This window comes from Rhodococcus sp. KBS0724, assembly GCF_005938745.2.
In the GTDB taxonomy this organism is placed as follows: Bacteria; Actinomycetota; Actinomycetes; order Mycobacteriales; family Mycobacteriaceae; genus Rhodococcus_F.
Genome location: NZ_VCBX02000001.1, coordinates 6,501,167 through 6,523,273 on the forward strand (window position 1 = coordinate 6,501,167; position 22,107 = coordinate 6,523,273).

Genomic DNA, 22,107 nt, shown 5'->3' on the forward strand with positions numbered 1-22,107 from the left:
CCTCGGCATCACTAACCGGGGGAGAATGGCGACTATGTCCTTGCTCGATTTCGAACACCTCATCCGGCGTCCGTGGTTCCGGCAGGCCTCAACTCTGGACCGGATAGCGCTGGTGGTCTCGATACTTGCCGTATGCACCGAGGCGTATCGGATGGTCGTCGAGGCCGCACCGCTCGGTGGGTACGTCGCGATCGCGGTCACCGCCCTAGGTGTCGCGATATCGCGGCGCTACTCATGGGCCGGTTTGATTGTTGTGCTGGCAGGTTCGGTAATCGATGCGGTCTTCTGGGATCCTCTGGTGCCGTGGACTGTTGCGGTCTTCACCGTCTTCTCCCTGACACTGCGTGGGACGTCCGGACTCGGCGCCGGACTGGCCGCAGGATCAGTGGCCTACGCAGCCTCCGTATACGCGAACTCGGCCGGATTTTTCGACGCAGCCGCCATTGCAGGATTCGCTTCCGCGATAGCAGCGGCTGCAGCGGGCAACGCAGTGCGAAACCGCGACCGGTACTGGAAGGCACTCGAAGAACGTGCACTGGACGCGATTGCCGCGCGTGAGAGTGAAACGAATCGTCGTGTCGCAGAAGAACGTGTGCGGATCGCTCGCGATCTCCACGACATGGTCGGACATGAAATCGCCGTAGTGAACATGAATCTTGGTGTGGCTGAAGTAAATCTGCCTCCTGATTCGCAGCGTTCACGGGACGCACTCGACGCGGCCCGCGCCGGCGTCACAGCGGTGCTTCGTGAGACTCAGAGCATTCTCCAAGTTCTACGCGGCGGTTCGAGCGCTGTCGAAGATCAAACTCAACCCGTACCGGGAGTGGATCAGATCTCCGGGCTGATCGACTCCTACCGACGGATCGGTTTGAAGGTCAATGCCGAAATCGACACAGTTGTAGATAAATTGGATCCAACTGTCGACACGGCAATCTATCGAATTGTGCAGGAAGCGCTGACCAACGCGCATCGACACGGCAACAGCGACGTCGACCTGGCGATCAAATCCGCAGCAGGTTTCATCGTCGCCGCGGTAACCAATCGACGCAGCAGTACCGGATCAAGAAATCTGCCGGGCGAAGGCTACGGTTTGGTGGGGATGCGTGAGCGTGCGACATCTGCTGGTGGTGTGCTCGATATCGGAGGCGACGAAACGATGTTCACAGTGACAGCGACTGTACCCATCCACGGCAGGTCGATCCGATGATCCGAGTGATGATTGTCGACGACCAGGAAATGATTCGCCAAGGCCTACGTGCCATCCTCGCCGCGAATGACCGTATCGAAGTCGTCGCCGACGTCGCCGACGGGTACCAGGCAGTCGAGGTGGCGAAGACCGACCAGATCGACGTCATTCTGATGGATATTCGTATGCCGGGCATCGATGGGGTGGAAACAATTCGGCGCATACGCGAATTCGCACCGACAGAGACAATGAAGATTGTGGTGCTGACAACGTTCGATCACGATGCGACAGTGCTGACAGCACTGCAAGCCGGCGCGAACGGGTTCCTGAGCAAATCTGTCAGTCCCACCGAATTGGCTGCGGGTATCGAGGCAGTTTCCAGTGGTGGTGGTGCGCTGTCGGGTTCAGCGGCAGCGTCGGTAATCACTCATGTCTCCGAACAACCCGCGCGAGCAGTGGACACGGCGCTGGCTGCTCGGTTCGCTGCGCTTACTCCTCGTGAGCGTGAGGTGGTAATCGCTGCGGCTGAAGGCAAGAGCAATACCGAAATTGCCACCGTCATGTTCGTGTCTCCGTTCACCGTGAAGACTCATGCCAATCGCGCGATGGCCAAGGTGGGTGCTCGGGATCGGGCGCAGTTGATCGCGTTTGCATATCAGGCCGGGTTGCTCGCCTGATCGGACGCCGTGTTGCGTCGGTTCTACTACATTTGCAGTAGTTTTTTCGGTCCCGATGTACGACGACTTTGGGACGTTCCGCAGGGAAACTGAAACAGTCCACTTCGCGTGTATTGCTGTGCGCGAGATGTTTTCACTTTCCTGTAGGAGAATTATGCCACTCACATTAGCGTGGATCGGGCGATTCAGCGCCCGCCACCGACTCGTTGTAGTCCTCGCCTGGCTTGTCGCATTGTTTGCGTTGACCGGAGTGTTGGTCTCGGGCGGGTCCTCGGACGAGAGTGCGTCTGCCTCGATTCCGGATACCCGAGCATCGCAGGCAATGGCGGTGATGAACGAGCAGTTTCCATCGGATCAGCCCGAAAGATCCCCGGGCAGTTTGCAGTTGGTGCTGCAGACAGCTGGCGGAGCCAGCGTAACGGATCCCGGTGTCAGGAGTCAGATCGACGATGTACTCGGCGCCGCTGCGGCGGTCGCGGATGTCGTCACGGTCAGCGATCCTTTCGACTCGTCGAATCCCTTTGTTTCAGTGGACAAGTCAACCGTCGTCTCGACTCTGACTTTCGCTGCGATGGACGATGATCAGCAGCATGCCGCCTACGACGCTGTCGTAGCAGTCGCGGAAAACGCCCCCGGCACCTTGGAGGCAGAAGTCGGAGGGCAACTCTTCGAACCGGCGACCTCAGTGGGCGGCATCGGTGAGATTGCGGGCATCCTCGTCGCCTTTGTCGTCCTGTTTCTCACCTTCGGTTCACTTCTCGCCGCAGGCGCGAACATGCTTGTGGCCCTGAGCGGTGTCGCGGTCGGCACCGTGGGAGTCCTTGCGTACGGCACGATCAGTCCGATCGAACCGACCACCATCACCCTGGGCACCATGCTCGGTTTGGCTGTCGGTATCGACTACAGCCTCTTCATCCTCACCAGGTTCCGGGCCGAACTACGCGCGGGGCACACGATCGAGAGTGCGGTGGCGCGCGCAGTCGGCACAGCCGGAACGGCAGTCGTGTTCGCCGGCCTGACAGTGATCATCGCACTGGCCGGATTGAGTGTGGTCGGAATCAGCTTCATCACCGACATGGGCATGGGCGGCGCGTTCGGAGTTCTTGTCGCAGTACTGATGTCACTGACCTTGTTGCCGGTGTTGATGCGCACCTTGGGCCTACGGGCGTTGCCACGCAAAGAACGCCACATCGCCGCAGGCGTGCCTGCAGTCGGCTCGCATACTGATGGTGAAAAGCACCGCAGTGGCGCATTCTTCGCAGCCTGGGTCGGATTCCTGGTGCGGCGACCGGTCATCTCGATCGTCGCGGGCATCGGCGTCCTTCTGCTCGTGGCTATTCCGATGCTCGGAATGAAAACCGCGCAGAACGTTCCCGGCGGTCTTGATCCTTCGTCTACGCAGCGCCATGCCTACGATCTGATCGTCGAAGAGTTCGGCGGCATCCAGAGTCCGTTGATGGTGATCGCCGAGGGCGAGGGCGCCGCAACGAATACCGCTGCGGTGCAATCACAACTCGCCGAGCTCGACGGTGTGCAAAGCGTCGATCCGGGCGTAATCAGCGCAGACGGGACGGCGGCATTGTTCCGACTTGTACCAACGGGTGGACCTATCGACGAGAGCACCGAGAACCTGGTCGACGAAATTCGGGACCGAGCCGACATTGCGCCTGGTGTTCATCTCGAAGTGACTGGCGAGAGCGCAATCGGCATCGACATGGACGGCGCACTGCACCAAGCGTTGATCAAATATGTAGTCGTTATCGTCCTTCTGTCCTTCGTGCTACTGACCATCATGTTCCGATCCTTGCTCGTACCGTTGATCGCCACACTCGGATACCTGCTCTCGGTCGGCGCCGCATTCGGTGGCAGTGTCGCGGTGTTCCAGTGGGGCTGGTTGGATGCGATCATTCCTGCACCGCAGGGTGATCCGATGCTCAGCGTCCTTCCGATCATTCTCGTCGGCGTCCTGTTCGGTTTGGCGATGGACTACCAGGTGTTCCTGGTCTCCCGCATCCAGGAAATGCACAGTAGAGGGCTCTCCCCCAAGGATGCGGTGGTATCCGGCTTCAAAACCTCAGGACCTGTTCTGGTGGCGGCAGCGGCGATCATGGTGTTCGTGTTCGCCGGTTTTGCAACCAGCACGATGGCGGTCGCGGCATCGATCGCATTCGGGTTGGTGGTCGGAGTCATCGCGGACGCATTCATCATTCGTATGGTCTTGATGCCGGCGATGCTTGCCCTATTGGGTAAGAGCGCATGGTGGCTCCCGCGCTGGCTCGACAAGATCATTCCCGACCTCGACGTCGAAGGCCGTGCACTCGACGATCATTCCGACGCGGAATCCGAGGAAAGTTCGGAGCAAAGATCGGTGCTGGTTCCGTGACAACGGCTGCTTGACAGTGTATTTCGCGGGGGGGCGGCATCGAGCCGCCTCCGCGGGATCGAACGCCAAGCACTTCAGGAGGGAAGATGGAAGACGATTGTGTGCGAATGACAAATTTGCTCAGTGCGATTCTTCAAGTCGAGATATCGCTGGAGGAGCTGAAGGCAGCTGCTGATCTCTACGCCAGCTACCCGACTCCGATCAGTTCGGCGCTCGTGGAACTGACGCGCGCACAGTTGGTCCTCGTGTCGCGAGAAGTCCCAAGAGTCGTTGATTGAATATTCCCCACGGGTTGTCGCCGGATCGTCAATTTCTCGCGCTGTGCGGGCAAATCCGAGGGTGAAGTAGGGGGTGAAACAGAGGGTGAAAAATGATGTCCAGATTCAAAATGCATTGATGAAACTGGTATTTCGTGCATATGCTCAAACAAATCACTGGCCCGGCACATCTGGGTCTGCTCTCGAATTCGTGACGACGACTGCACTGGAATTGGCTGATTGAAGGCGGCGCGGAACTACCTATCGATAAAGGACACGACCCATGCGTAAAGCCTCGCTAGTCCTCGTTGCATGTGCCGCGCTACTGGCGGCCTGCTCGTCAGCTGCCGATTCCACCGAATCGGCGACAGCATCCGCCGACGACACCCGAGGCGGCATCCCTCCCGGCTACCCGATTGATGCCGATGTGATGGCGCCACTTGTCATTACGACAATCGGTCCGGAACCGATTCCGGTGACCGGAACCGACGGCAAGGTCCATGTCGCCTATGAAATATCGGTGCTCAACCTGTCGCCTCGGCCCGCAACGATCACCGCGCTCGACACGCTGGCAGGTGGGCCGGACGGCGAAGTGGTGGCGAGCCTGACCAAAGACGAAGTGCTCGCTCGGACATTCCCGTTGGCGAATTTCGAAGCGGCGCCGGTCACCGACATCCCGGTCGGGGGCACTGTTGTGTTGGTTCTCGACGGCATCTACGACACCCGCGCCGACGTACCGGCTGAGGTGACCCACCGACTGGTCACTACGTATGGCCCTTTCATCACGCAGGATTCAGGGCTCAATGCGAGGTATCCGGACACCGTGACTCAGATCGGCGGAGCCGTCACGACAGGCACGGGATCGCCCGTGAAGATCGGACCACCGCTCGCCGGTGATGGTTGGGTAGCTGCCAACGGATGTTGCGTGATCACATCACACCGCGGAGCCATGATGGCGGTGGGCGGACGGATCAGCGGAACCGAGCGTTACGCCGTCGACTGGATGCGTATCGATGTGAATAAGCCAGAGCTGAGTTCCAGCGACGGTGACGGATCGAAGAACGAGGACTACTTCGCCTACGACGCACCGCTGTTGGCGGTCGCCGACGGCACCGTTGTTTCAGTGGTATCGAATAAGAAGGACGAGCCACCGCACCACGTCAATCCGAACCTCACGTTCGATCAGCTCGGCGGCAACTACGCGATCATCGATATCGGCAACGGCAACTACGCCTTCTATGCGCACATGATTCCGGGATCGGCGTCGGTGAAAGTCGGCGACACCGTTTCGCGTGGTGACGTGATCGGAAACTTGGGCAACTCGGGAAATACCTCCGAGGTTCATCTGCACTTCCATATCTCTCGAGCCCCGACCCCTCTGTCTAGCGACAACGTCCCTTACGAGATCGACGGCTTCACATTCGTGGGCTCGACGGCCACAGATGCCCTCGTGAAGGGGCCGGATGCGGGAGAGCGCACCGATCAGCTTCCCCTCAATTCGGATGTCGTCAACTTTCCCAAGTAAGGAGACCGACAATGCGTAAGGCTCCGCTCGTTCTTGTTGCGGCCGTTGCACTTTTGGCGGGCTGCTCATCGTCGGTCGAATCCACCGAATCAAACGCATCCCCGGCATCGACAGTCGATCCCCGCGGTGGAGTTCCGCCGGGTTACCCCCTCGACAAAGATGTGGCGACGCCGTTGGTGATCACCGCCCTCGGACCGGATCCGATTCCGGTGACCGGCACCGACGGAAAGATCCACGTGGCCTACGAGATCCAGCTGTTCAACGTCACACCTCGTCCGGTGACGATCACAGAGGTCGAGACTCTGGCCGACGGACCTGACGGCGTGGTGGTCACCACGGTGGGAGAAGCGGAGGTGGCAGCACGAACTCTCCAGTTCCCGGCGGCACCCGTTCCCGTCACCGATATCGCCCCGGGGCGCACAGTGGTGCTACTGCTCGATGACGTCTACGACAGTCGCGATGACGTTCCCGCTGAAGTGACGCACCGCATCACGGCCACGCTGGGCACAGCGTCGCCGGGATCGGAAGCATTCGGCGCGTTGTACCCGGATGCCACTACCCAGATCGGTGGGGCGGTCCGGACGAGTACGGCGTCGCCGGTTGTGATCGGGCCGCCGGTCGCCGGCGACGGTTGGATTGCCGACAACAGTTGTTGCGTGATGAATGCGCACCGCGGAGTGGTGCTGGCATTGGGTGGCAGGATGAACGGCGCCGAGCGCTTCGGCATCGATTGGATGCAAACCGGCCAGGACAATGCAGTCGCTGTGGGTGACGGAACACGTAACGAGGACTACTACGGATACGGCGCCGAACTCTTGGCGGTTGCCGACGGCACGATCGTGACTGTGGTGTCGGACAGGCCGGATGTGCCACCCAAGATTCTGCCCGAGGGCGTCGCCTTCGAACAGTTGGCCGGAAACTACGTGATTATCGACATCGGTGACGGCAACTTCGCCTTCTATGCGCACATGATCCCAGGCAGCGTGTCGGTGGAGGTCGGCGACAAGGTCACTCGCGGGCAGGCTATCGGCAGACTCGGTAATTCGGGAAACACGACTGCGCCGCACCTGCACTTTCACCTGTCCCGAGCGCCGCTGCCGCTGTCGGGTGACAACGTCGCGTACGAGATCGACCGGTTCACATTCATCGGGGCCGTCGACGTGGAGGCTGCGCCGACCGACGAGGGCATTTTTGTCACTGTCTCAGAGGGACCGAACGCCGGAGAGCGCACGAACCAACTCCCGCTCTATTCCACCCTGGTCAACTTTCGGGCATTCCCTGATGTTCCGGCCTGATCGCCGATCATGCGTACTGCTCCGCTCGTTCATGTTGCGGCCGTTGCGCTTCTGTCCGGATGCTCGTCATCTCCCGAACCGGTTTTGGATCAACTTGGAGGAAATTACATGATCATCGACATCGGCGGCGGAAACTTCGCTTTCTACGCTCACACGATTCCGGGGAGCACGTCATGAGGACGCTCGCAGCCACAACACTCGCGATTGCGGTGGTAACTTTGACAGCCTGCGCGAGCGGGGAAGCCGGCCAGACCAACTCGGCGTCAACCGAAGTCGCTGCGACACAGGGCTCGTTAGAGTCCGCCATCCTCCCCATCGTCAACGAGCAGATGGAGGAAATGGGGATACCTGGAGTGGTTGCCGTTGTCGTCAGCCCCGATCGAGGCACCTATGAGGTTGCGGCAGGTGTTGCGAATATCGACACAAACGAACCCATGAAGGTGGAGAACCACTTTCGGATCGGGAGTATCAGTAAGACTCTGACCGCGACGGTGGTTCTACAACTGGCACAAGAGGGCAAGTTCGGGCTCGATGATCCACTGGCACCGTACTTTCCAGCGCTTGACACCAACGGGGCGACGATCAGGCAGGCGCTCAACATGACGTCGGGCATCCCCACCTATACGCCAGATCAATTCCTGAATGATCTTGCGAACAATCCTGCGCGCGTGTGGACTCCGGAAGAACTCCTCGCAACAACGGTCGGTCAGCCGGCCGAATTTGCGGCAGGAGATGGCTGGGACTACTCGAACACCAACTACGTGATGCTCGGCCTCATCGCCGAGCAGCACGGCGGTGCCTCACTCGGCAAACTCGTCGCGGATCGCATCTTCACCCCTTTGCAGATGACCGGCTGTTCGATGCCCGCACAGGCGGATTCGACGATCCCCGCTCCGTACAGCCACGGTTATCAGTACGGCCCTACGTGGGACAACCCGAGCCCGCCGGCTCCGAAACCGGATTTGATCGACGTGACGAACTTCAATCCTTCCTGGGGATTCGGCGCGGGAGAAGCCATATGCACTGCTGCTGACATGGCGATCTGGGCCCGCGCCCTTGTTGCCGGGGATCTCTTGGACCCCGAAATGCAAGGAGAACGACTCGACTTCGTTACCGAAGGAGCGATGCCCTACGGACTTGGCATCGCAAAGCTCAACGGACTCACCGGGCACCAGGGACATATCACCGGCTACCAAACCCAAACGTCGAGTCGCGCGTCCGACGGTACCGTCATCGTTGTTCTGACAAACGTCACGCAGGCACCTGACGGGGAGCTGCCGGCGACCAAGATATCGGAGCTGATCTCGCGGGCGATTCCGGCGCAGGATAAGTAGTTTCCACAACTGACACATCGCGCCAGGATGGCGACACTGCGTCGCGAGGATCGCCGTCAACCTCGATTGACATTCCTGACGAGGGATACCGTGGAGGGGAGTTCGACAAACACACACAAGGAGATTCCATGGCACTGTCCAAGACCGCCGTTTCCGCCCTCGCCGCAGGTGGCCTCGTCGGCGGCTATGCCGTCGCCAGGCAGAGCGGCAACCGTCAACTCGGAGGCGCCGTGCTCGGCGTCGTCGGAGCCGTGTGCGTGACGCACTGGGCACGCACCAGTGGGCCGGCCCGCACCGCAGTACTCGTCGCCACGTACGTGGGCGCGTTCGGCGCCTCGCACCCACTGGCGAAGAAGATCGGCCCCTGGCCATCGGTCGGCGCCGTCGCCGCGGGCACCGCAGTGGCGTCCCAGCTGATCAGCAGGTGATGCCGTCGTGTACCTCGGACATCTAGCCGTTCAGCTAGTCAGACGCTCCACATCACTCAGTGACCATTGCTTCTTCATAACCTCGGGTCCGACGCCGTAGAAGCGGAACATGAGCTCGAAGCGTGTGGATGCACCGGTGTCAATGGAGTTCGCTGCACGTTCGGATGGCGGGTTCGGCCCGAAGTAGACATCGACGGAACCGTCGTCGTTGATGACCAGGCCAGAGGTCTGCGAGGAGACCGAGTATTTGGTGTTGCCCTGAATGAAACCGTGTGTGCCGGCGTCGTACATGGTCACCGACCAGTACTGTGACACCGGCACACCGGCGGGCACCCGCATCCGGTATGTCGCGGCAGAGTCGAAGAGCACACCATCACTGTCACGAAGGTCCACGAGGTAGAACTGGCCCACACCAAGGTGTTTGATGCCGATGAAGGCCATGTGATAGATCACGGCGCGATCGGTGTACGGGTACACCTGGTTGTGGACGTCATACCCGTCCCGCTGTGCCTCGGCAAAATTTTGGGTGGCCGGGAAGAACCACTGAGAGTCTGCGAAGAACGGTTCGAATCCATTCTCGTAGATGTTGCGGACCCACTCGTGCGCTTCGACAACGGCCCGTTCCAGCGTCGCTGCACGTTCGGGGGACGGGGCGAAGGGAGTTCCCCGAGAAATTCCGATGCCGGAAAGTATTTCGGCGAAGGCACGGTCGCGGGCGAGCCACGGCTCATCCTGAATGACTCGGTGCAGCAGTTCGTAAAACCGGAGGTCATACGGAATAGTTGTATCGACTATGTCGCCAAAGAGGTCCCGCGAACGCGTGGGGGGTGGATTGTCGGCCTGCGCCAGCGGGTACACCCGGATACGTTGGCACAGTTCAAGTCCGCGGTCGAGAGCCTGCTGAGTTCTTTCGCTGAGCACCGAGCGAATCAAGGCATAGGTACTGAACGTTTCCGTAACCAGCGGGATGTAGCCCTCGGGGATCGAACCGTCGTAGCCAGGAGGCAGGATCACGTACTTGCCGCCGCGGCCTTGGTCGAGTCCGAAGTGACCGACGTCCTCGAGGGGGACTTGCCACAAGCTGCAGATCGACCCGTTGAGCGCCTGCCCTTCGCTTTCTGCAGGGATTTCCACCACTACGGGGCCGTCATGGGTGTCGAAGAACGCCATGTAGTAGATCAGGTCCGGGTTGGGAGTCAGTGTCTGGTTACGCCAGTCGAGCAGTTGGGACCAGTACACGAACTCATTTGATTTGCCCGACGCCAACACTTCTCGCATCAGTTCGAAGTTGACCGCCGGCATAGCCCAGACCGCTGCCTCCACTGCGCGCCTGAAAATGCCGCGCTCGACAATGTCGCGACGAGAATCATCAGTGGTCATCGTGTCTCCCTACGGTTTACGTTCGAAAAGCCCCTGAGTGTTCGGACCATTGACGAAGGCGCCCTGGGCTGGCTGATCAAGAGGAGCGAAGATCGTCGCCCAGTCACGTTGGACGCTCGCCACGGTGTAACCGCGGCCGACTGCCTCGCCGAGGATGCGCACTGGCTTTTCAGGGCCATCGTCCATGAACTCGAAAGTTGATTCATACCGCACATCATCGATGGCGTTGTCGTATCTCAATCCGAGCGCTGAACCGATGACTCGTTCAGGTGGAATCCCATAGCACTGTTCGACTATGGGTCGCATGAAGTCCCGGTCGCCGACCGAGACGATATAGCAGGTGAAACTGTTGTCCGCCAGAAACCGGAGCAACTCGACCATCGGTTGATACGCCGTCTGAGCGTATGACCGATGCAAGGTCGGATGATGTGCGGCGCTCATGAATTCGGCCACGGATGCGGACTGCCCGCGCCACTTCTCAACGATGAAATGCACCTGAACGGGCATCGGTTTTTCCGGCCACAACGTCCCGTCGTTGTCGAATACAGCTACCCGATCTTCAAGCCGCACAGCGTTCGTCCCGCAAGTTACCGTATCGACGAAGCGCACAATCGCCTCACGGGTGGGCGAACTGCTCCACGATGGCAGCGCCGGTGAGGCCATCGCTCACACCTCTGTCACGTCAAACGACAGTGCGGTTGCGTGCGATTGCCGAAGCATCTGAGCTTCATTCGTCGCCGATCCCCAAAGCGCCATGATCAGAGAGTATTAGAACTCGGGCGCCATTTTTGCTTTTTGCCGGAATTCTCGGTCATGAGAAATACTCCGCAGTGGCACGGGCGACAACGCGCAGGACGACATCACATCAACCTACGCGGCGCCGCCGACAGTTGGTCCGGCCGACTATGTCTTGTTCCAAACTAGTTGTTCGCGATGAAATCGATTACCAGACGATTGAATTCGTCTGGATGCTCGATCATTGCCCAATGCCAGCAGTGATTGAATATTACGAGGCGCAAGTTGGGGATCAGCGCGAGCAACATCAATGAATGTTCGAAGGGGACAACGCGGTCGTCACGTCCGTGGATCAGCAACGTAGGAATGTCGACACCCGGCAGGTTCTCGAGTCTCACCCAGTTCGGGATCGGCGCCCCTTTTGGAAGCCCCGCCAGGTAGTTCTCGAGATGGTCGGGACGTGCCAGCGCTGCGCCAGAGCGTGTCGCGAGCAGTTCCGGCGTCGCGAATTGCTTGTTGTGGACCATGATCTCGATCAGCTTGCCCATGGTCCCGGGGCTTGGGTTCTTGTACACCTCAATGCCCAGCCGAGAACAATTTCGGACCGGGTGTGGGTGACCCCACCGTGATGAGGCGCGAGACTCGGCCAGGACGCACGGTGGCGAATCGCATCGAGGTCGCGCCCATCGAGTTACCGACAAAGGCCGCCTTGTCGATTCCGGAAGTGTCCATGAACTGGAGGGCCGCGTCGACATGATCGAGTTGATCGACGGTTGCGCTGTCGGAGGTTCCCCCATCCGGGCATGTTGTCTCGGTGTCAGAATTCCGCCGGGCCTTCGGTGTTTGCTTTGGGACAAGCGCAGCCGGCAGCATGGGGCAATCTCCAGTCTCGACTGGGATCGATTCGAATCCCTGTGCCCAAGAAGGGTTGTCGCATGTTCGGCACGGATGACATCGTGACAGTGCCCGGCGGAGCGCGGGAGCCGAGGCGAGCACGACCGGCATTCCGCTAAGGACGGTCTATCGGACGGTCCGCGCCTTTTCGAAAACGAGTCGCGGGGCGCGTGTCAGATCTCCGTTCGTAGGGGATTCCCGAAACCCGTCGATGGCGAGGACGGCGAAGCGCCGCGCTGCCGCCTCTCGGCTGGAGGGTGGCGTCGATGACAATCCTCGCCCCGCGAGCAGGACGATCACAAGGTCGTCGATAACGAAGTCGCGGCGCAGCTGACCGGCCGCTCGAGCCCGTCCCGCCAGTTCCGCGAGCATCCGCAGCAGCGAAGCGCGATGAGCGGAGAAGGTGTCGATCCCGGGGTTCGCGGACATGAACGCGTCCACGAACCCCTGGTTCCGGACGTTGAGCAGGCTGATCCGCTCGATAACCGAACAGAACCCTCGCCACGGATCGGGATCGGCGCAGCCGTCGTCCACTATCCCTCGGCACGACCGCAGTTCGTACTCGAAGGCCTCGTCGACGAGTATCTGCTTCGTCGGGAACCGTCGGTACAGGGTCGCGGGCCCCACGTCAGCGCGGCGAGCGATCTGGCGCATCGTTACGTCGATCCCGCGTTCCGCGAACAGAGCTCGAGCGGCTTCGAGGACTCGGTCGCGGTTGTCTTGCGCGTCGGCGCGGAGCATGTGAGGCAATCGATCGGTCATCGTTCTCACTTCCGTAAGTGGACGGAGGCGTCCGTTACCGTTGCGACGGTACCGCAGACAGCGACGAAACGAGATGGAGACGATGGTGCGAGCAGTGGCGATCCAACGATTCGGCGACCCGAGCGGAATGGCGTTGATCGAGACACCGGATCCGGTTCCGGGACCCGGCCAGGTGGTCATCGAAACAGAGGCGATCGGAGTCGGCGGCGTCGACGCGGTGATTCGCCGGGGAACCCTGGGAGGGTACGGGTTCAGCGAGGGACTGGTCCCCGGCAGCGAGGTCGCCGGCACGGTAAAAGCAGTCGGAGCGGGCGTCGACGACTTGTGGGTAGGTAAGCGCGTGTGGGCATTTACAGGCACCGGTGGCGGCTACGTCGAGCAGGCGGTTGCGCGGATCGATGACGTCGTCGGACTCCCCGCGAAGCTGTCGTCGATCGACGCGGTGACACTCGGAAGTGCCGCTCCTGTAGCGTATTTCGCGCTCGCCCACGCGCACCTCGTACCTGGTGAGTCCGTGCTCGTGCGCGGTGCGGCGGGCAGCATCGGCATCGCGACAGTGGAACTCGCGGTGCGCGGAGGGGCGAGCACGGTCGCGGTCACGACGTCATCACCGGAGCGCGGCAGCCGACTCCGAAGCCTCGGAGCGACACATGTGCTCGACCGTGCCGGAGAGGGCGATCCGACTGCGCCCGCATCCTTCGACGTGATCATCGACATTGCCGGCGGGGCGGAGGTGCCGGCGTTCATCGACCGACTCGCCCCGAACGGGCGCATGGTCGTCGTCGGCGTAGTGGCCGGCTTGCCGCCGGCGGACTTCGGCATGCGACTCATGGACGCGTTCCAGCAGTCCCGCTCGTTCTCGACTTTCAGCCTCAACACCGTCCCGGTTCCAGTCAGGGACGCGGTCCGGGCCGAGCAGTTTGCCGCCGCAGCACGCGGCGATCTGCACGCCGTCGTGCATGAGGTCCTGCCCCTGGAACTGGCCGCCGAAGCGCACCGCCAGATGGACCTCGGCAAGGTTTTCGGGCGCATCGTCCTCACCCCCTGAGCTCCGGCACATTCAAGGTGTTGACGACGGTGGATCCTCGGCCGTAAGGGCAAGGGGAATCGCGCGGCGGCACCAAGGGGTAGCGCCGCCGCGCGAAGTAACGAGGTGTCTGTCAGATGTCAGACCGAGTAGCGGCAGAGTGTTTCGCCGCCGCCGATCTTGACCAGATCACCGTGGATGTAGCTCGACTCGTCGGACGCGAGGAAGACCGCGAGGTTCGCGACGTCCTCGACCTCTCCCCACCGCTTAAGCGGGATCGACTCGGTAAATGAATTGTCGAAGTCCTTGTCGTCGAACAATTCCCGAGTCAGAGCCGTCTTTGCGTAGGTCGGACAGATGCCGTTCACTCGGATTTTGTCCTTGCCGTATTCGATGGCCAGGCACCGGGTGAGGTTGGCGGCTGCACCTTTGGAAGGACATCGCGCCACCGATTTGGTGCCGCGCAAGTTCAATCCGGTTAGACCGAATATGTTGTGGGTAGCCGATTTTGCCTAGTGGGGTAGTCGCAATCGCTTGGGACTACCCCATTAGACATCCCACGCGCCACTGAGGTGTCTACGTTTCGACGTGGCCGGGTTGGATGGGGGCACCTCCCCCACACTCAGTGCCTGGGGGAGATGTCGCGTTTGTGATCGACGCGATCGAGCACCCGATGGTGAGTCGGAGAGCAGCGGCAGCCACCGCTGCGATGGTCAGCGTCGACGAAGTGGATCTCGATAGAACGATTCTTCGTCGGCGATGCGCGGATTCTCTTTGGGTGCCGGAATCTCGGAATGCGATGGATCTACTCTTCGGGCGGCGTCGAGCTCGGCCATGATCTGAACTACGCGGGGATCGTTCAATAGCTTGTCGCGAATGATGCCTGCCGTTGCCCTCGCCGACCTGCATGCATCATGTTGTGCGGCAACGATTGCACTCGCGAGAGCCGACGTGGTGAGTTGCCGCGTCGCGACCTCACTGACGCGAAGTTCGGTGATTGCCCCGAGTGCATCGACTTCGACTTCGATGTTGCCGTTGGCAGCACCGCCCCGGCCCCGCACTGTCGAGACCTCGTCTTCGACGCGCCGTGCGGTGACGGTGAGTTCTTCTGTGATCGCCTCGCGGGTTGTCATGGCCGTTCGATCGTTTCGGGTGCGTCCGGGCGGTCATTGATATCTGGGCGAGGAAAGCATGGGGATGAACCGACGAGGCTGACCGTCGAGCCACCGTCCTCGAGGATCATGCGGTACCCCGTTGGTGAGATCACCTCCGTGTTGGTACTTGATGCGGTGGTGAATGTTCTTGTTGCCCAGTTTCGTTGCTTCCAAGCGGAATTGATGAGGTCGGTGAATGTTTCGACCTCCTGGCCTTGCGCTGCCCGGAGGTAGTAGCGCACGTTGTAGTCCACTGAGGTGTTTTCCGACAGGTTGCTGTCGTCGCAGGGAACGGTAGCTCCGGCACTTTGCATGCGGGTGGGGTCGACGGCGCTGCGACGTGTCAGATAGCTGCCAGCGGGAAGCGGTTCGAGGCTGCTGGTGAGGTTGTCGATGACTTGCGCCTGCGCAGCGGATCGGGTCAGGTTCGGATCGAAGTCAGGGCTCACCGGAGTCTCCTTTGAATTGCATGCGGTCGACAGGGCGACGACCGCGAGGACTGCGATCGTCACCGAACACGGCTTACTCGAGGTTGTGGTCATGGCGCTCCCAGTCCTGCGATCACGCGTGCCATCCCGGTCAACGCGCTGTTGCCGGAGTTCCAATACTCGCTGTGCGCGGCGGGATTCGGTATCGGGCCGAATCCCGGTACGTCGTAGTACGTTCCGGGGGCACTTTCAACGACGGTAGCCCCGAACGGTGCATAGCCCAAGATCTCGCGCGCGGGGTTGGGGCCGTGGACACCGGCGACGTCGCCGATCATGGGCACCGGATCGAATGCCGCGGCGGTGGCATACACGTGGCCACCCATTTCCTCGGTGCCGATGCCGTCGAGGTGCAATCCACTGACGTGGTTAACGTCCACTCCGGGGCTGCCGACGAAGAAAAGGTCGTCGGCAGCCAACGAGCGTGCATCGTTGGCGGCGTTGCCGATAACTGTACTTCCGTAGCTGTGGCCGATGATCGTGTTGTGCGACGGGGTACCGTCATGCGCGGCCCGCAATCCATCCTGGAACCGATCGAGCTGAGCGGTGCCTGCCTCGGCGAACTTGTCCAGACCGGCATCGGGAATCGTTTGAGGCGCGTTGTACCCGTACCACGCCACCACTGAAACAGATCCAGGTAGACCGGCGTCATCGAGTTCGTGAGTGGCTGCGTCGAGCATCCACTGAGATCGGTCGAGGTCACCGCCGATTGTCCCCAAATGGCTTCCGGTGCCGGGGACGAAAGTGGCGACGTGTGTGGCAGTGTCCGGGTTCTCGAGAGCGACGGCAGCACGTCCCTGCTCGTCGACGCCGAGAAGGTAGCGCGGCGTGCCGTCTGCGTTGACGTGTTCGGTCAATGTCCGGTACCCGTCGGCGGTACGCTGGGCGTCGGCGCGGTCACTGACCCACTGGTCGTAGTCTCTGCGTGCCTGATTGTCGTGATCGGACACAACTCCTGAGTCCGGCGGAATGTTCCTGCCGTCCGCCCAGTCCGGGTGCGCGTCATGCAAGGCGACGACATCTGCGTCGGCCCGGGCGCCGAGTGCATCGAGGTAGACCCGGTTGAGGTTGTCTTTGTCGACTGCAGGCATCCCGTCGCGGTTCCCGATGCTCGGGTCGTAGGCGGCGAGTGCGTCTTTGTCGGTGGGGGAGAGTGATTCCCAGAAGTCGTTGAACGCGCGCGGATCCTCGGGGACGAAGGCATGACCGTCGAGGATTGCCGTGACGGAATCATCAAGCCTGGTGCCGCTGGGCGATTGGTTCAGATCGCCGAGATCGGTTGCGGCTTTGTTCAGCGCTGCTGCGGCGGTCTGGTCCACTTCGTCCGCGGTGTTCAGCGCAGGAATCAGTCGGGCTTCGATTTGTTTGGCTTGATCGTTCATTTGGGCCTGGAAGAACAGATCTGCCAGAGCCTCGCCGCTGCCGAAAGTCGGAGCTGTGACGTGACCGGAATCCGAGACCCTCATCCCGCGTGCAAGTGCATCGTCGACGATGCCGAGGACTGTCGTACGTGCCGCTCCGAGCGCGGCCGCGGCTTCGGCGAGCGCATCACTTTCGGCGAAAACTGCTGTGATGATACGGTTTCCGGTCAACCCGTCTGCGAGAGCCCGCGCCGATGCAGCCGCTGCACCGTCACCCTCCCAATGTTGCAGGACATTGTCGACATCTGCGTTCATCGACTCCAGGGATTGACGGAAGGTGCGGTTGTTGTACGAGATGGTCGCTGCGGCCGATTCGAGTACAGTCGGATTCCATTGCCGTACTTGAGATATCGTCGTCATTCAGAGCCCGTCCCGGTAACGACTCAGTTGACTGCGGAACAATTGCTCAGTCTCTTCGTATGATGTGGCGCTTGATTCGGCTGCCGCTGCCATTTCCCGAATTTTCGCGGCAACCGTTGTGTATGCGACCTCTGCGGGCGCAGCGGCAGCCGCGACGGCTGATCCTGTAGCCGAGTCCGGCATGGCTGATGCAGCTTCGGAAAACGGAGTCGCAACAGCGACTGCCGTGATCTCGTCTGCGCGGCCACGAATTGTGACGGCCAGCGCGCGCAGTGCATCACCGTCCGCACGTAGCAGTTCCCCCATTACGTCCCCCCGACGTCTGTTTGTATCGGACCGAATAGTAGCAACACCGAGAGCTTCTTCCCGCCCTCTCGCCCAAATCGGCCGTGCATTCACAGCAGAGTTGGTAGCCCGACGACGGCATATCGGACCTGGTGTGCGCCGCCTGGTCAGCGGAATGAATCTGTTGAACCATCAATCCTTCCGGCACTCGGTTGTCTTGGGCATTGACATCGACAGATGCCACAGACCTCGACCGCTTGGCTACATTCTGGAAGATAGTCGCTGGATAGGTCGATGAACTACTACCGCAGCCTTTTTCGGCCCGCGAGGAGTGGCTGGTCACTATCGACAATGAAGACGACGGGCCGAGCGGCTACTACGTGCGGGCGCATCCGAATTGCGAAGATTCGAAGGCCACCATGTGATCATCGCCGATCCCGAGGTCAACGAATCCTGCGTAGCGTGATTCGCCCAACTGCCTGAGATCGCAGCTGGATTGTGCCGACCTCCGCCCACACGCACAGCAGATTTTCGACTGGAAGACGAGGATCGAACCAACCCGAGATTCTCACGAGAAGACATGGCAGTCCGGATGTTTACCGGAATAGGGCAGAGCCTTCTCGAGCGCGCGACCTTTCCCGAGGACGGTGCGGTCGGTCGGTCGTACGGTCGTACGGTCGCGTGACCATCTATGTGCCCGTAGGATTCCATTCCGTACGAAACTTGGGATTGTCAGCACTGGGCAGCCACTCAAGATGCCGAAGGCGATGGCCGGTACAGCCCCGAGGTGGAACTCAAATTCTGTTCCAGCTAACTTGATTCCGCACTCACCGTAGTCTTCGTCGGACAGAAGAGCATCCGTCGCAACTGCCGGCATGATCGACGCACCACGGGTGCCGAACAGGGTTCCGATCGATTACAGTTCGGCTGCGATTTCGTCCGCCGAGGAAAGTAGGGCAACCACGGGTGCGGCATGCCCATCGGGCGAATTCCTTCGCGGTGGTGCTGATTTCGTAGGTGCAAATCTCAGTGACTCAAACCTGTCGGGCGTATTTTTCCGGGGCCGACCTGACCGGCACCGTCAAACGAACGATTTCCTCATTAACCAGCCCCCTCTGAGAACCAGCCCCCTCTGAGCGATTCACTTTCCGAGAAAGGCTTGAAGTACACATCACGCTGCAGTGCAGCAGAATTCGATTACCCAAAAGGATAAGTCAAGAGTTGTCGACGGCAACAACCGGCCGTGCCCACGCATACCAAGCCACTCCGGAGAACGCGGCGACCATGACGAGGTCGGCGACGAACGCAACGGGCGCCTCGCGCGTAACTCGAGCGATCGGGAACGCGGCCGCGGCGACGAGCACCAAGACGCTGCAGATCGGGGGAACCACACGTGCACGCCACTGCATCGCTCCGAACACCACCAGCGCGAAGGGGAACGTCGGCCCGGCCAGCAGGAACATGATTGTGCCGGCTGTCGGGTAGCCGTCGAACGCCGCAAGAGCCGAACTGTCGTCGACGCCGAACACGCTCTCGAAGAACCCCTGCAGCCCGAACGCGACCGTCCCGAACATGCCGATCAACACAAGTAGGAACCAGAGCCCGGACACGACGGGGAAGTGGGTACGAAGCTCCTCGTACTCTCCGAGGAGCCCGAACACCCACGGCACGGTCGATACAGCGATGAGCATGCCACCGACCACTCCGTAATGCCCATCGTTCCAGAACAGCGGGGACAGCGCGAAGATCGCCGGACCCACAATCAGTGCCAGAGTTTGCATCCGCGCAATGAGCATGGACTTCACGATAGCCCCGGTTCGGGAATAGCACTCGGCATCAAGCGATCGCGTCGGCGCCCCGACATAAGAGTGCAGGAAATGTCGGCAGCGGCACGCTCGAACAACGCCATGCACACCCGCCTGCTTACCGGCCCCCGTAGATAGTTCCGTCCAGACCGGGCGCTGGTCTGTCGACATTTCTCGGACGGCAACGTTGGTGACGAACGCTCTCGGAATGGCCATTTCGAATCGCGGTCCGACGCCCGGTACGTTGATTCATTCCGATAGTGAGACTGTTTGTGCCGGTGTTTTCAGGTTTCCTGGCGGTGACAGTAACGGAAACGAGAGAATGCTGGTGCCGGGTGTTCCTAGATCCGGAGCCGATGTCCCCGCGGACGGAGTCACCCGCGGCTAGATTCGTACTTCGCGGAAACACCGTAACGCTCGGCTACTACAAGGACCCCGATGGTTACGTCGAGCGCCCGGGCCGGATGAAGGACGTCATCATCTCCGGCGGAGGGAACATCACCTCGATCGAAATCGAGAACTCACTCACCGAACATCCGGACGTAGCCGAGGTCGCCGTAGCCGTTGCGCCGCAACAGAAGTGGGGTGAGCCCCGGTTACGTTGGTGACATTTCCGATCCATGCGAAGCCTGAGCGCCCGGTAATGCCGCCTCTACGCCTGCGCAATCGAGCGTCGCCCGACCCCGCCCATCTTCGACAGTCACTACCCCCAAGTTCCGCAGATAGAACCGGAATCGCTTATAGTGGAGTGTGTTTCGGTTCAGCCGATCATCGGCGGCACAAAGACACAGGGCACACTCTCCGCGTTCGCCGGGTCCAGCGCGTTGAGCACGAATTGCTGGCCGCGCACGTTGGCCCCAACGGACGCGTGCCCGGAGAAATCCTGATCGCAGCTGTCCTGCACCACGATGTTCGTCGCGTTCGGCGCCTCGATGTAGCCGGCCGTGTACGGCATCACCATGTCATCGTAGCGGGTCATGATGTTGGTGTACTTCACACCTGGCGCGTATGGGCCGCCCTCCGTGATTTCATTCATGAAGTCCGAGCCCTTCGCCATCTGCAGCAGTGCCGGGGCCACAGGATCCCAGAACTCCAGCATCTGGTCCTTGGTGCCGAGCTGGGTCGCGAGATCGAGCGCTATACCCGCCCCGTGAGCTTCGTTGCCCTTCCATACCGGCGTCAACGCGATGAACTTGTCGACGACCTCCGCACCACCGAGGAGTTTGACGTAGTAGCCGCCCACCAGGGTGCCCTCCGAGTGTGCGACCATATCGACTTTGTCCGTCTTGGTGGCCGCGAGCACATTGTCTACGAACTCCCCGACCTGCGCAGCGCTGTCATACATTGATGCGAGGCCGCCAACGGAGTCCAGCGGCCAATTGGTTGCGGTGGGAAGTATCCCGAAGGTAGGTGCGAACAGGCAGTAGCCTTCGCTCTTGAGCGTCGGTGCCATCGCGTTCCAGTTGATCTGCGCATTGGCAGCAGTTCCGTGGACGAGCACGACGGGCAGCGAATGCTCCGGTGTCGGTTCACAGTCCCAGTCATTTACCCCGGGCAGGGTGCCACCATGATTTGCGGCCTCGGCTGCGTAGCCCGCGAAGAACCCGCCGGGCACGGCCGTTGGCTCCGCATTGGCCGAACCCACCCCATCGCCAACACAAGTCCCTCGATGACGATCGGCACTGTCGACCACAATCTACGCATCAGGACACCTGACCGTCCATGGAAAACTGATACAACGACGCGTTGCACACTACGCCCGAGGGCGCGCGAGTGGGCTACTTTCACCTGCGCTACAACATTTCTACCAAGTGGATCCTTCGACAATCCTGCGGCCAGGAGGCTCATCCGTCCCCGGAAATTCACGAAAACTTGAAGGCCGTCATAAGTGGACTGCCAAATTGATTGAGAGTCTTGATGATTCATTCTTGATATCCTGGCCCGACGCTCGCCACCGGGGGGGTGCGTGCCACAGAGACCATCTACCACTGAGTCGACGCCGACGCACCGCTGACCGTTCAACTCGAGGCGACCGACATCGAACACACCACATGCCTTTCCAGCCACCCGGGACGTGATATCGACTTTGCGGTGCGAGATGCATCAAATGCGCGGATAGCTGGTGCGAATTCAAGCGCCACGATCGGGTGTAGGTCTGCGAGTATCTGGCCCACCAGAGAGGAATCGTTTGCACCGTCCGGAGCGATGTAGGAGTGCGTCCGGGAACTCGCGACGATGACGGGTGGTGGGCTCTTGATTAGGTCAACGACGTCAAGCCTCTGCCCGTGCCTGCCACGAGGCCGCGGTGTCCTGGTTCTCGACGGCCGTGGTCGTCTCGTCGATCGCCGGCGAATGAGTTCCCTATCGGATTCGGGAGCCAGCGCAGACGAGCGCCCATGGGCGGCGTCGATGTGTTCACGGGCGGCTTCGAAGGATCCCAGCCGGCGATAGCTATCGGCGCCGGGGTTGAGGTGAAGCGAGGGATAGAAGCCGGCGATGCGCAGGCTGGCGTGATGTTCTTGGACGCGCCACTCGGTGACGGCGTCGGTGGCGTCGAGTGCGCGCACCTCCCAGGCCAATGCCTGCGCCGGATCGGCGCAGAGTTCAGCGAAGTAGTGCGCGAGTGTGCAGCGGTGAAAGGGATCCCCCGTTGACTCCGATCACCTTCCACAAGTCCAGGAACTGGCCGCAGGCACTGGCGATATTTCCGCTGC

The 22,107-nt window shown here is 60.9% G+C and carries 24 protein-coding genes; 12 read left to right on the forward strand and 12 right to left on the reverse strand.

Features of this window, described 5'->3' with window-relative positions; translation table 11 throughout:
• Nucleotides 1-34 precede the first annotated feature (34 nt).
• The 8 genes from FFI94_RS30000 to FFI94_RS30030 all read left to right on the forward strand — a co-directional run bounded on the left by FFI94_RS30000 (nt 35) and on the right by FFI94_RS30030 (nt 9,085).
• On the forward strand, nt 35-1,207 hold the full coding sequence (locus FFI94_RS30000) for a sensor histidine kinase (protein ID WP_185993348.1): 1,173 nt from the start codon (nt 35-37) through the stop codon (nt 1,205-1,207).
• Nucleotides 1,204-1,863 carry a response regulator transcription factor gene (locus tag FFI94_RS30005; RefSeq protein WP_138871044.1) on the forward strand — a complete coding sequence of 220 codons (660 nt, stop codon included), beginning with the start codon at nt 1,204-1,206 and terminating at the stop codon, nt 1,861-1,863. Before FFI94_RS30000 ends, FFI94_RS30005 begins: the two co-directional genes overlap by 4 nt.
• Nucleotides 1,864-2,017: 154 nt before the next feature.
• A complete protein-coding gene (locus FFI94_RS30010; RefSeq protein WP_138871045.1) occupies nt 2,018-4,246 on the forward strand; it encodes an MMPL family transporter in 2,229 nt (742 codons plus the stop codon).
• Nucleotides 4,247-4,353: 107 nt separating this feature from the next.
• On the forward strand, nt 4,354-4,524 hold the full coding sequence (locus tag FFI94_RS33865) for a hypothetical protein (protein WP_185993349.1): 171 nt from the start codon (nt 4,354-4,356) through the stop codon (nt 4,522-4,524).
• A 262-nt stretch (nt 4,525-4,786) separates the two neighbouring features.
• Nucleotides 4,787-6,028, forward strand: a complete 1,242-nt coding sequence (locus FFI94_RS30015) for a M23 family metallopeptidase (protein ID WP_138871046.1) — start codon at nt 4,787-4,789, stop codon at nt 6,026-6,028.
• An 11-nt stretch (nt 6,029-6,039) separates the two neighbouring features.
• Complete coding sequence (locus FFI94_RS30020) at nt 6,040-7,323, forward strand: M23 family metallopeptidase (protein WP_138871047.1); 1,284 nt, start codon at nt 6,040-6,042, stop codon at nt 7,321-7,323.
• Between the two features lie 173 nt (nt 7,324-7,496).
• On the forward strand, nt 7,497-8,657 hold the full coding sequence (locus FFI94_RS30025) for a serine hydrolase (protein WP_185993350.1): 1,161 nt from the start codon (nt 7,497-7,499) through the stop codon (nt 8,655-8,657).
• A gap of 128 nt (nt 8,658-8,785) precedes the next feature.
• Entirely contained in the window at nt 8,786-9,085 is a 300-nt protein-coding gene (locus FFI94_RS30030) for a hypothetical protein (RefSeq protein WP_138871049.1), read from the forward strand.
• Between the two features lie 30 nt (nt 9,086-9,115).
• Here the strand turns inward: FFI94_RS30030 and FFI94_RS30035 are convergent, their stop codons facing one another.
• The 5 genes from FFI94_RS30035 to FFI94_RS30050 form a co-directional block, all read right to left on the reverse strand.
• The gene (locus tag FFI94_RS30035; protein WP_138871050.1) at nt 9,116-10,465 is read right to left on the reverse strand and encodes a DUF1214 domain-containing protein; all 1,350 of its coding nucleotides are present in this window, start codon (nt 10,463-10,465) and stop codon (nt 9,116-9,118) included.
• Nucleotides 10,466-10,474: 9 nt separating this feature from the next.
• Nucleotides 10,475-11,128 (reverse strand): HAD family hydrolase, encoded by a 654-nt coding sequence (locus FFI94_RS30040; RefSeq protein WP_260684433.1) that lies wholly within the window; start codon nt 11,126-11,128, stop codon nt 10,475-10,477.
• Between the two features lie 257 nt (nt 11,129-11,385).
• Nucleotides 11,386-11,748 (reverse strand): alpha/beta fold hydrolase, encoded by a 363-nt coding sequence (locus tag FFI94_RS34060; RefSeq protein WP_221937777.1) that lies wholly within the window; start codon nt 11,746-11,748, stop codon nt 11,386-11,388.
• A 28-nt stretch (nt 11,749-11,776) separates the two neighbouring features.
• A complete protein-coding gene (locus FFI94_RS34065; protein WP_221937778.1) occupies nt 11,777-12,073 on the reverse strand; it encodes an alpha/beta fold hydrolase in 297 nt (98 codons plus the stop codon).
• Nucleotides 12,074-12,220: 147 nt separating this feature from the next.
• On the reverse strand, nt 12,221-12,856 hold the full coding sequence (locus FFI94_RS30050; RefSeq protein WP_185993351.1) for a TetR/AcrR family transcriptional regulator: 636 nt from the start codon (nt 12,854-12,856) through the stop codon (nt 12,221-12,223).
• Between the two features lie 94 nt (nt 12,857-12,950).
• Between FFI94_RS30050 and FFI94_RS30055 the strand changes: the two genes are divergently transcribed.
• Complete coding sequence (locus FFI94_RS30055) at nt 12,951-13,904, forward strand: zinc-binding dehydrogenase (RefSeq protein ID WP_260684434.1); 954 nt, start codon at nt 12,951-12,953, stop codon at nt 13,902-13,904.
• A 119-nt stretch (nt 13,905-14,023) separates the two neighbouring features.
• On the opposite strand, the gene FFI94_RS30060 is transcribed toward FFI94_RS30055, so the two are convergent.
• The 5 genes from FFI94_RS30060 to FFI94_RS30080 form a co-directional block, all read right to left on the reverse strand.
• A complete protein-coding gene (locus FFI94_RS30060) occupies nt 14,024-14,350 on the reverse strand; it encodes an SDR family NAD(P)-dependent oxidoreductase (RefSeq protein ID WP_260684435.1) in 327 nt (108 codons plus the stop codon).
• A gap of 246 nt (nt 14,351-14,596) precedes the next feature.
• Nucleotides 14,597-15,016 (reverse strand): YbaB/EbfC family nucleoid-associated protein, encoded by a 420-nt coding sequence (locus FFI94_RS30065; RefSeq protein WP_138871051.1) that lies wholly within the window; start codon nt 15,014-15,016, stop codon nt 14,597-14,599.
• The gene (locus FFI94_RS30070) at nt 15,013-15,486 is read right to left on the reverse strand and encodes a hypothetical protein (RefSeq protein ID WP_144298303.1); all 474 of its coding nucleotides are present in this window, start codon (nt 15,484-15,486) and stop codon (nt 15,013-15,015) included. Before FFI94_RS30070 ends, FFI94_RS30065 begins: the two co-directional genes overlap by 4 nt.
• A gap of 89 nt (nt 15,487-15,575) precedes the next feature.
• The gene (locus tag FFI94_RS30075) at nt 15,576-17,303 is read right to left on the reverse strand and encodes an alpha/beta hydrolase (RefSeq protein WP_138871053.1); all 1,728 of its coding nucleotides are present in this window, start codon (nt 17,301-17,303) and stop codon (nt 15,576-15,578) included.
• Nucleotides 17,304-17,609 (reverse strand): hypothetical protein, encoded by a 306-nt coding sequence (locus FFI94_RS30080; protein WP_138871054.1) that lies wholly within the window; start codon nt 17,607-17,609, stop codon nt 17,304-17,306.
• A gap of 854 nt (nt 17,610-18,463) precedes the next feature.
• Between FFI94_RS30080 and FFI94_RS34815 the strand changes: the two genes are divergently transcribed.
• Nucleotides 18,464-18,724: a pentapeptide repeat-containing protein gene (locus FFI94_RS34815; protein ID WP_138871055.1), complete on the forward strand. Its 261-nt coding sequence runs from the start codon at nt 18,464-18,466 to the stop codon at nt 18,722-18,724.
• Nucleotides 18,725-18,802: 78 nt separating this feature from the next.
• Here the strand turns inward: FFI94_RS34815 and FFI94_RS30095 are convergent, their stop codons facing one another.
• Nucleotides 18,803-19,384, reverse strand: a complete 582-nt coding sequence (locus FFI94_RS30095) for a hypothetical protein (RefSeq protein ID WP_185993352.1) — start codon at nt 19,382-19,384, stop codon at nt 18,803-18,805.
• Between the two features lie 365 nt (nt 19,385-19,749).
• On the opposite strand from FFI94_RS30095, the gene FFI94_RS30100 reads away from it, so the two are divergent.
• Nucleotides 19,750-20,001, forward strand: a complete 252-nt coding sequence (locus FFI94_RS30100) for a hypothetical protein (protein ID WP_138871056.1) — start codon at nt 19,750-19,752, stop codon at nt 19,999-20,001.
• A gap of 152 nt (nt 20,002-20,153) precedes the next feature.
• Here FFI94_RS30100 and FFI94_RS30105 read toward each other — a convergent pair whose 3' ends face one another.
• A complete protein-coding gene (locus FFI94_RS30105) occupies nt 20,154-21,038 on the reverse strand; it encodes a triacylglycerol lipase (protein WP_260684436.1) in 885 nt (294 codons plus the stop codon).
• 751 nt (nt 21,039-21,789) lie between these two features.
• Here FFI94_RS30105 and FFI94_RS33870 point away from each other — a divergent pair.
• Nucleotides 21,790-22,047, forward strand: a complete 258-nt coding sequence (locus FFI94_RS33870; protein WP_185993353.1) for a hypothetical protein — start codon at nt 21,790-21,792, stop codon at nt 22,045-22,047.
• Nucleotides 22,048-22,107 lie beyond the last annotated feature (60 nt).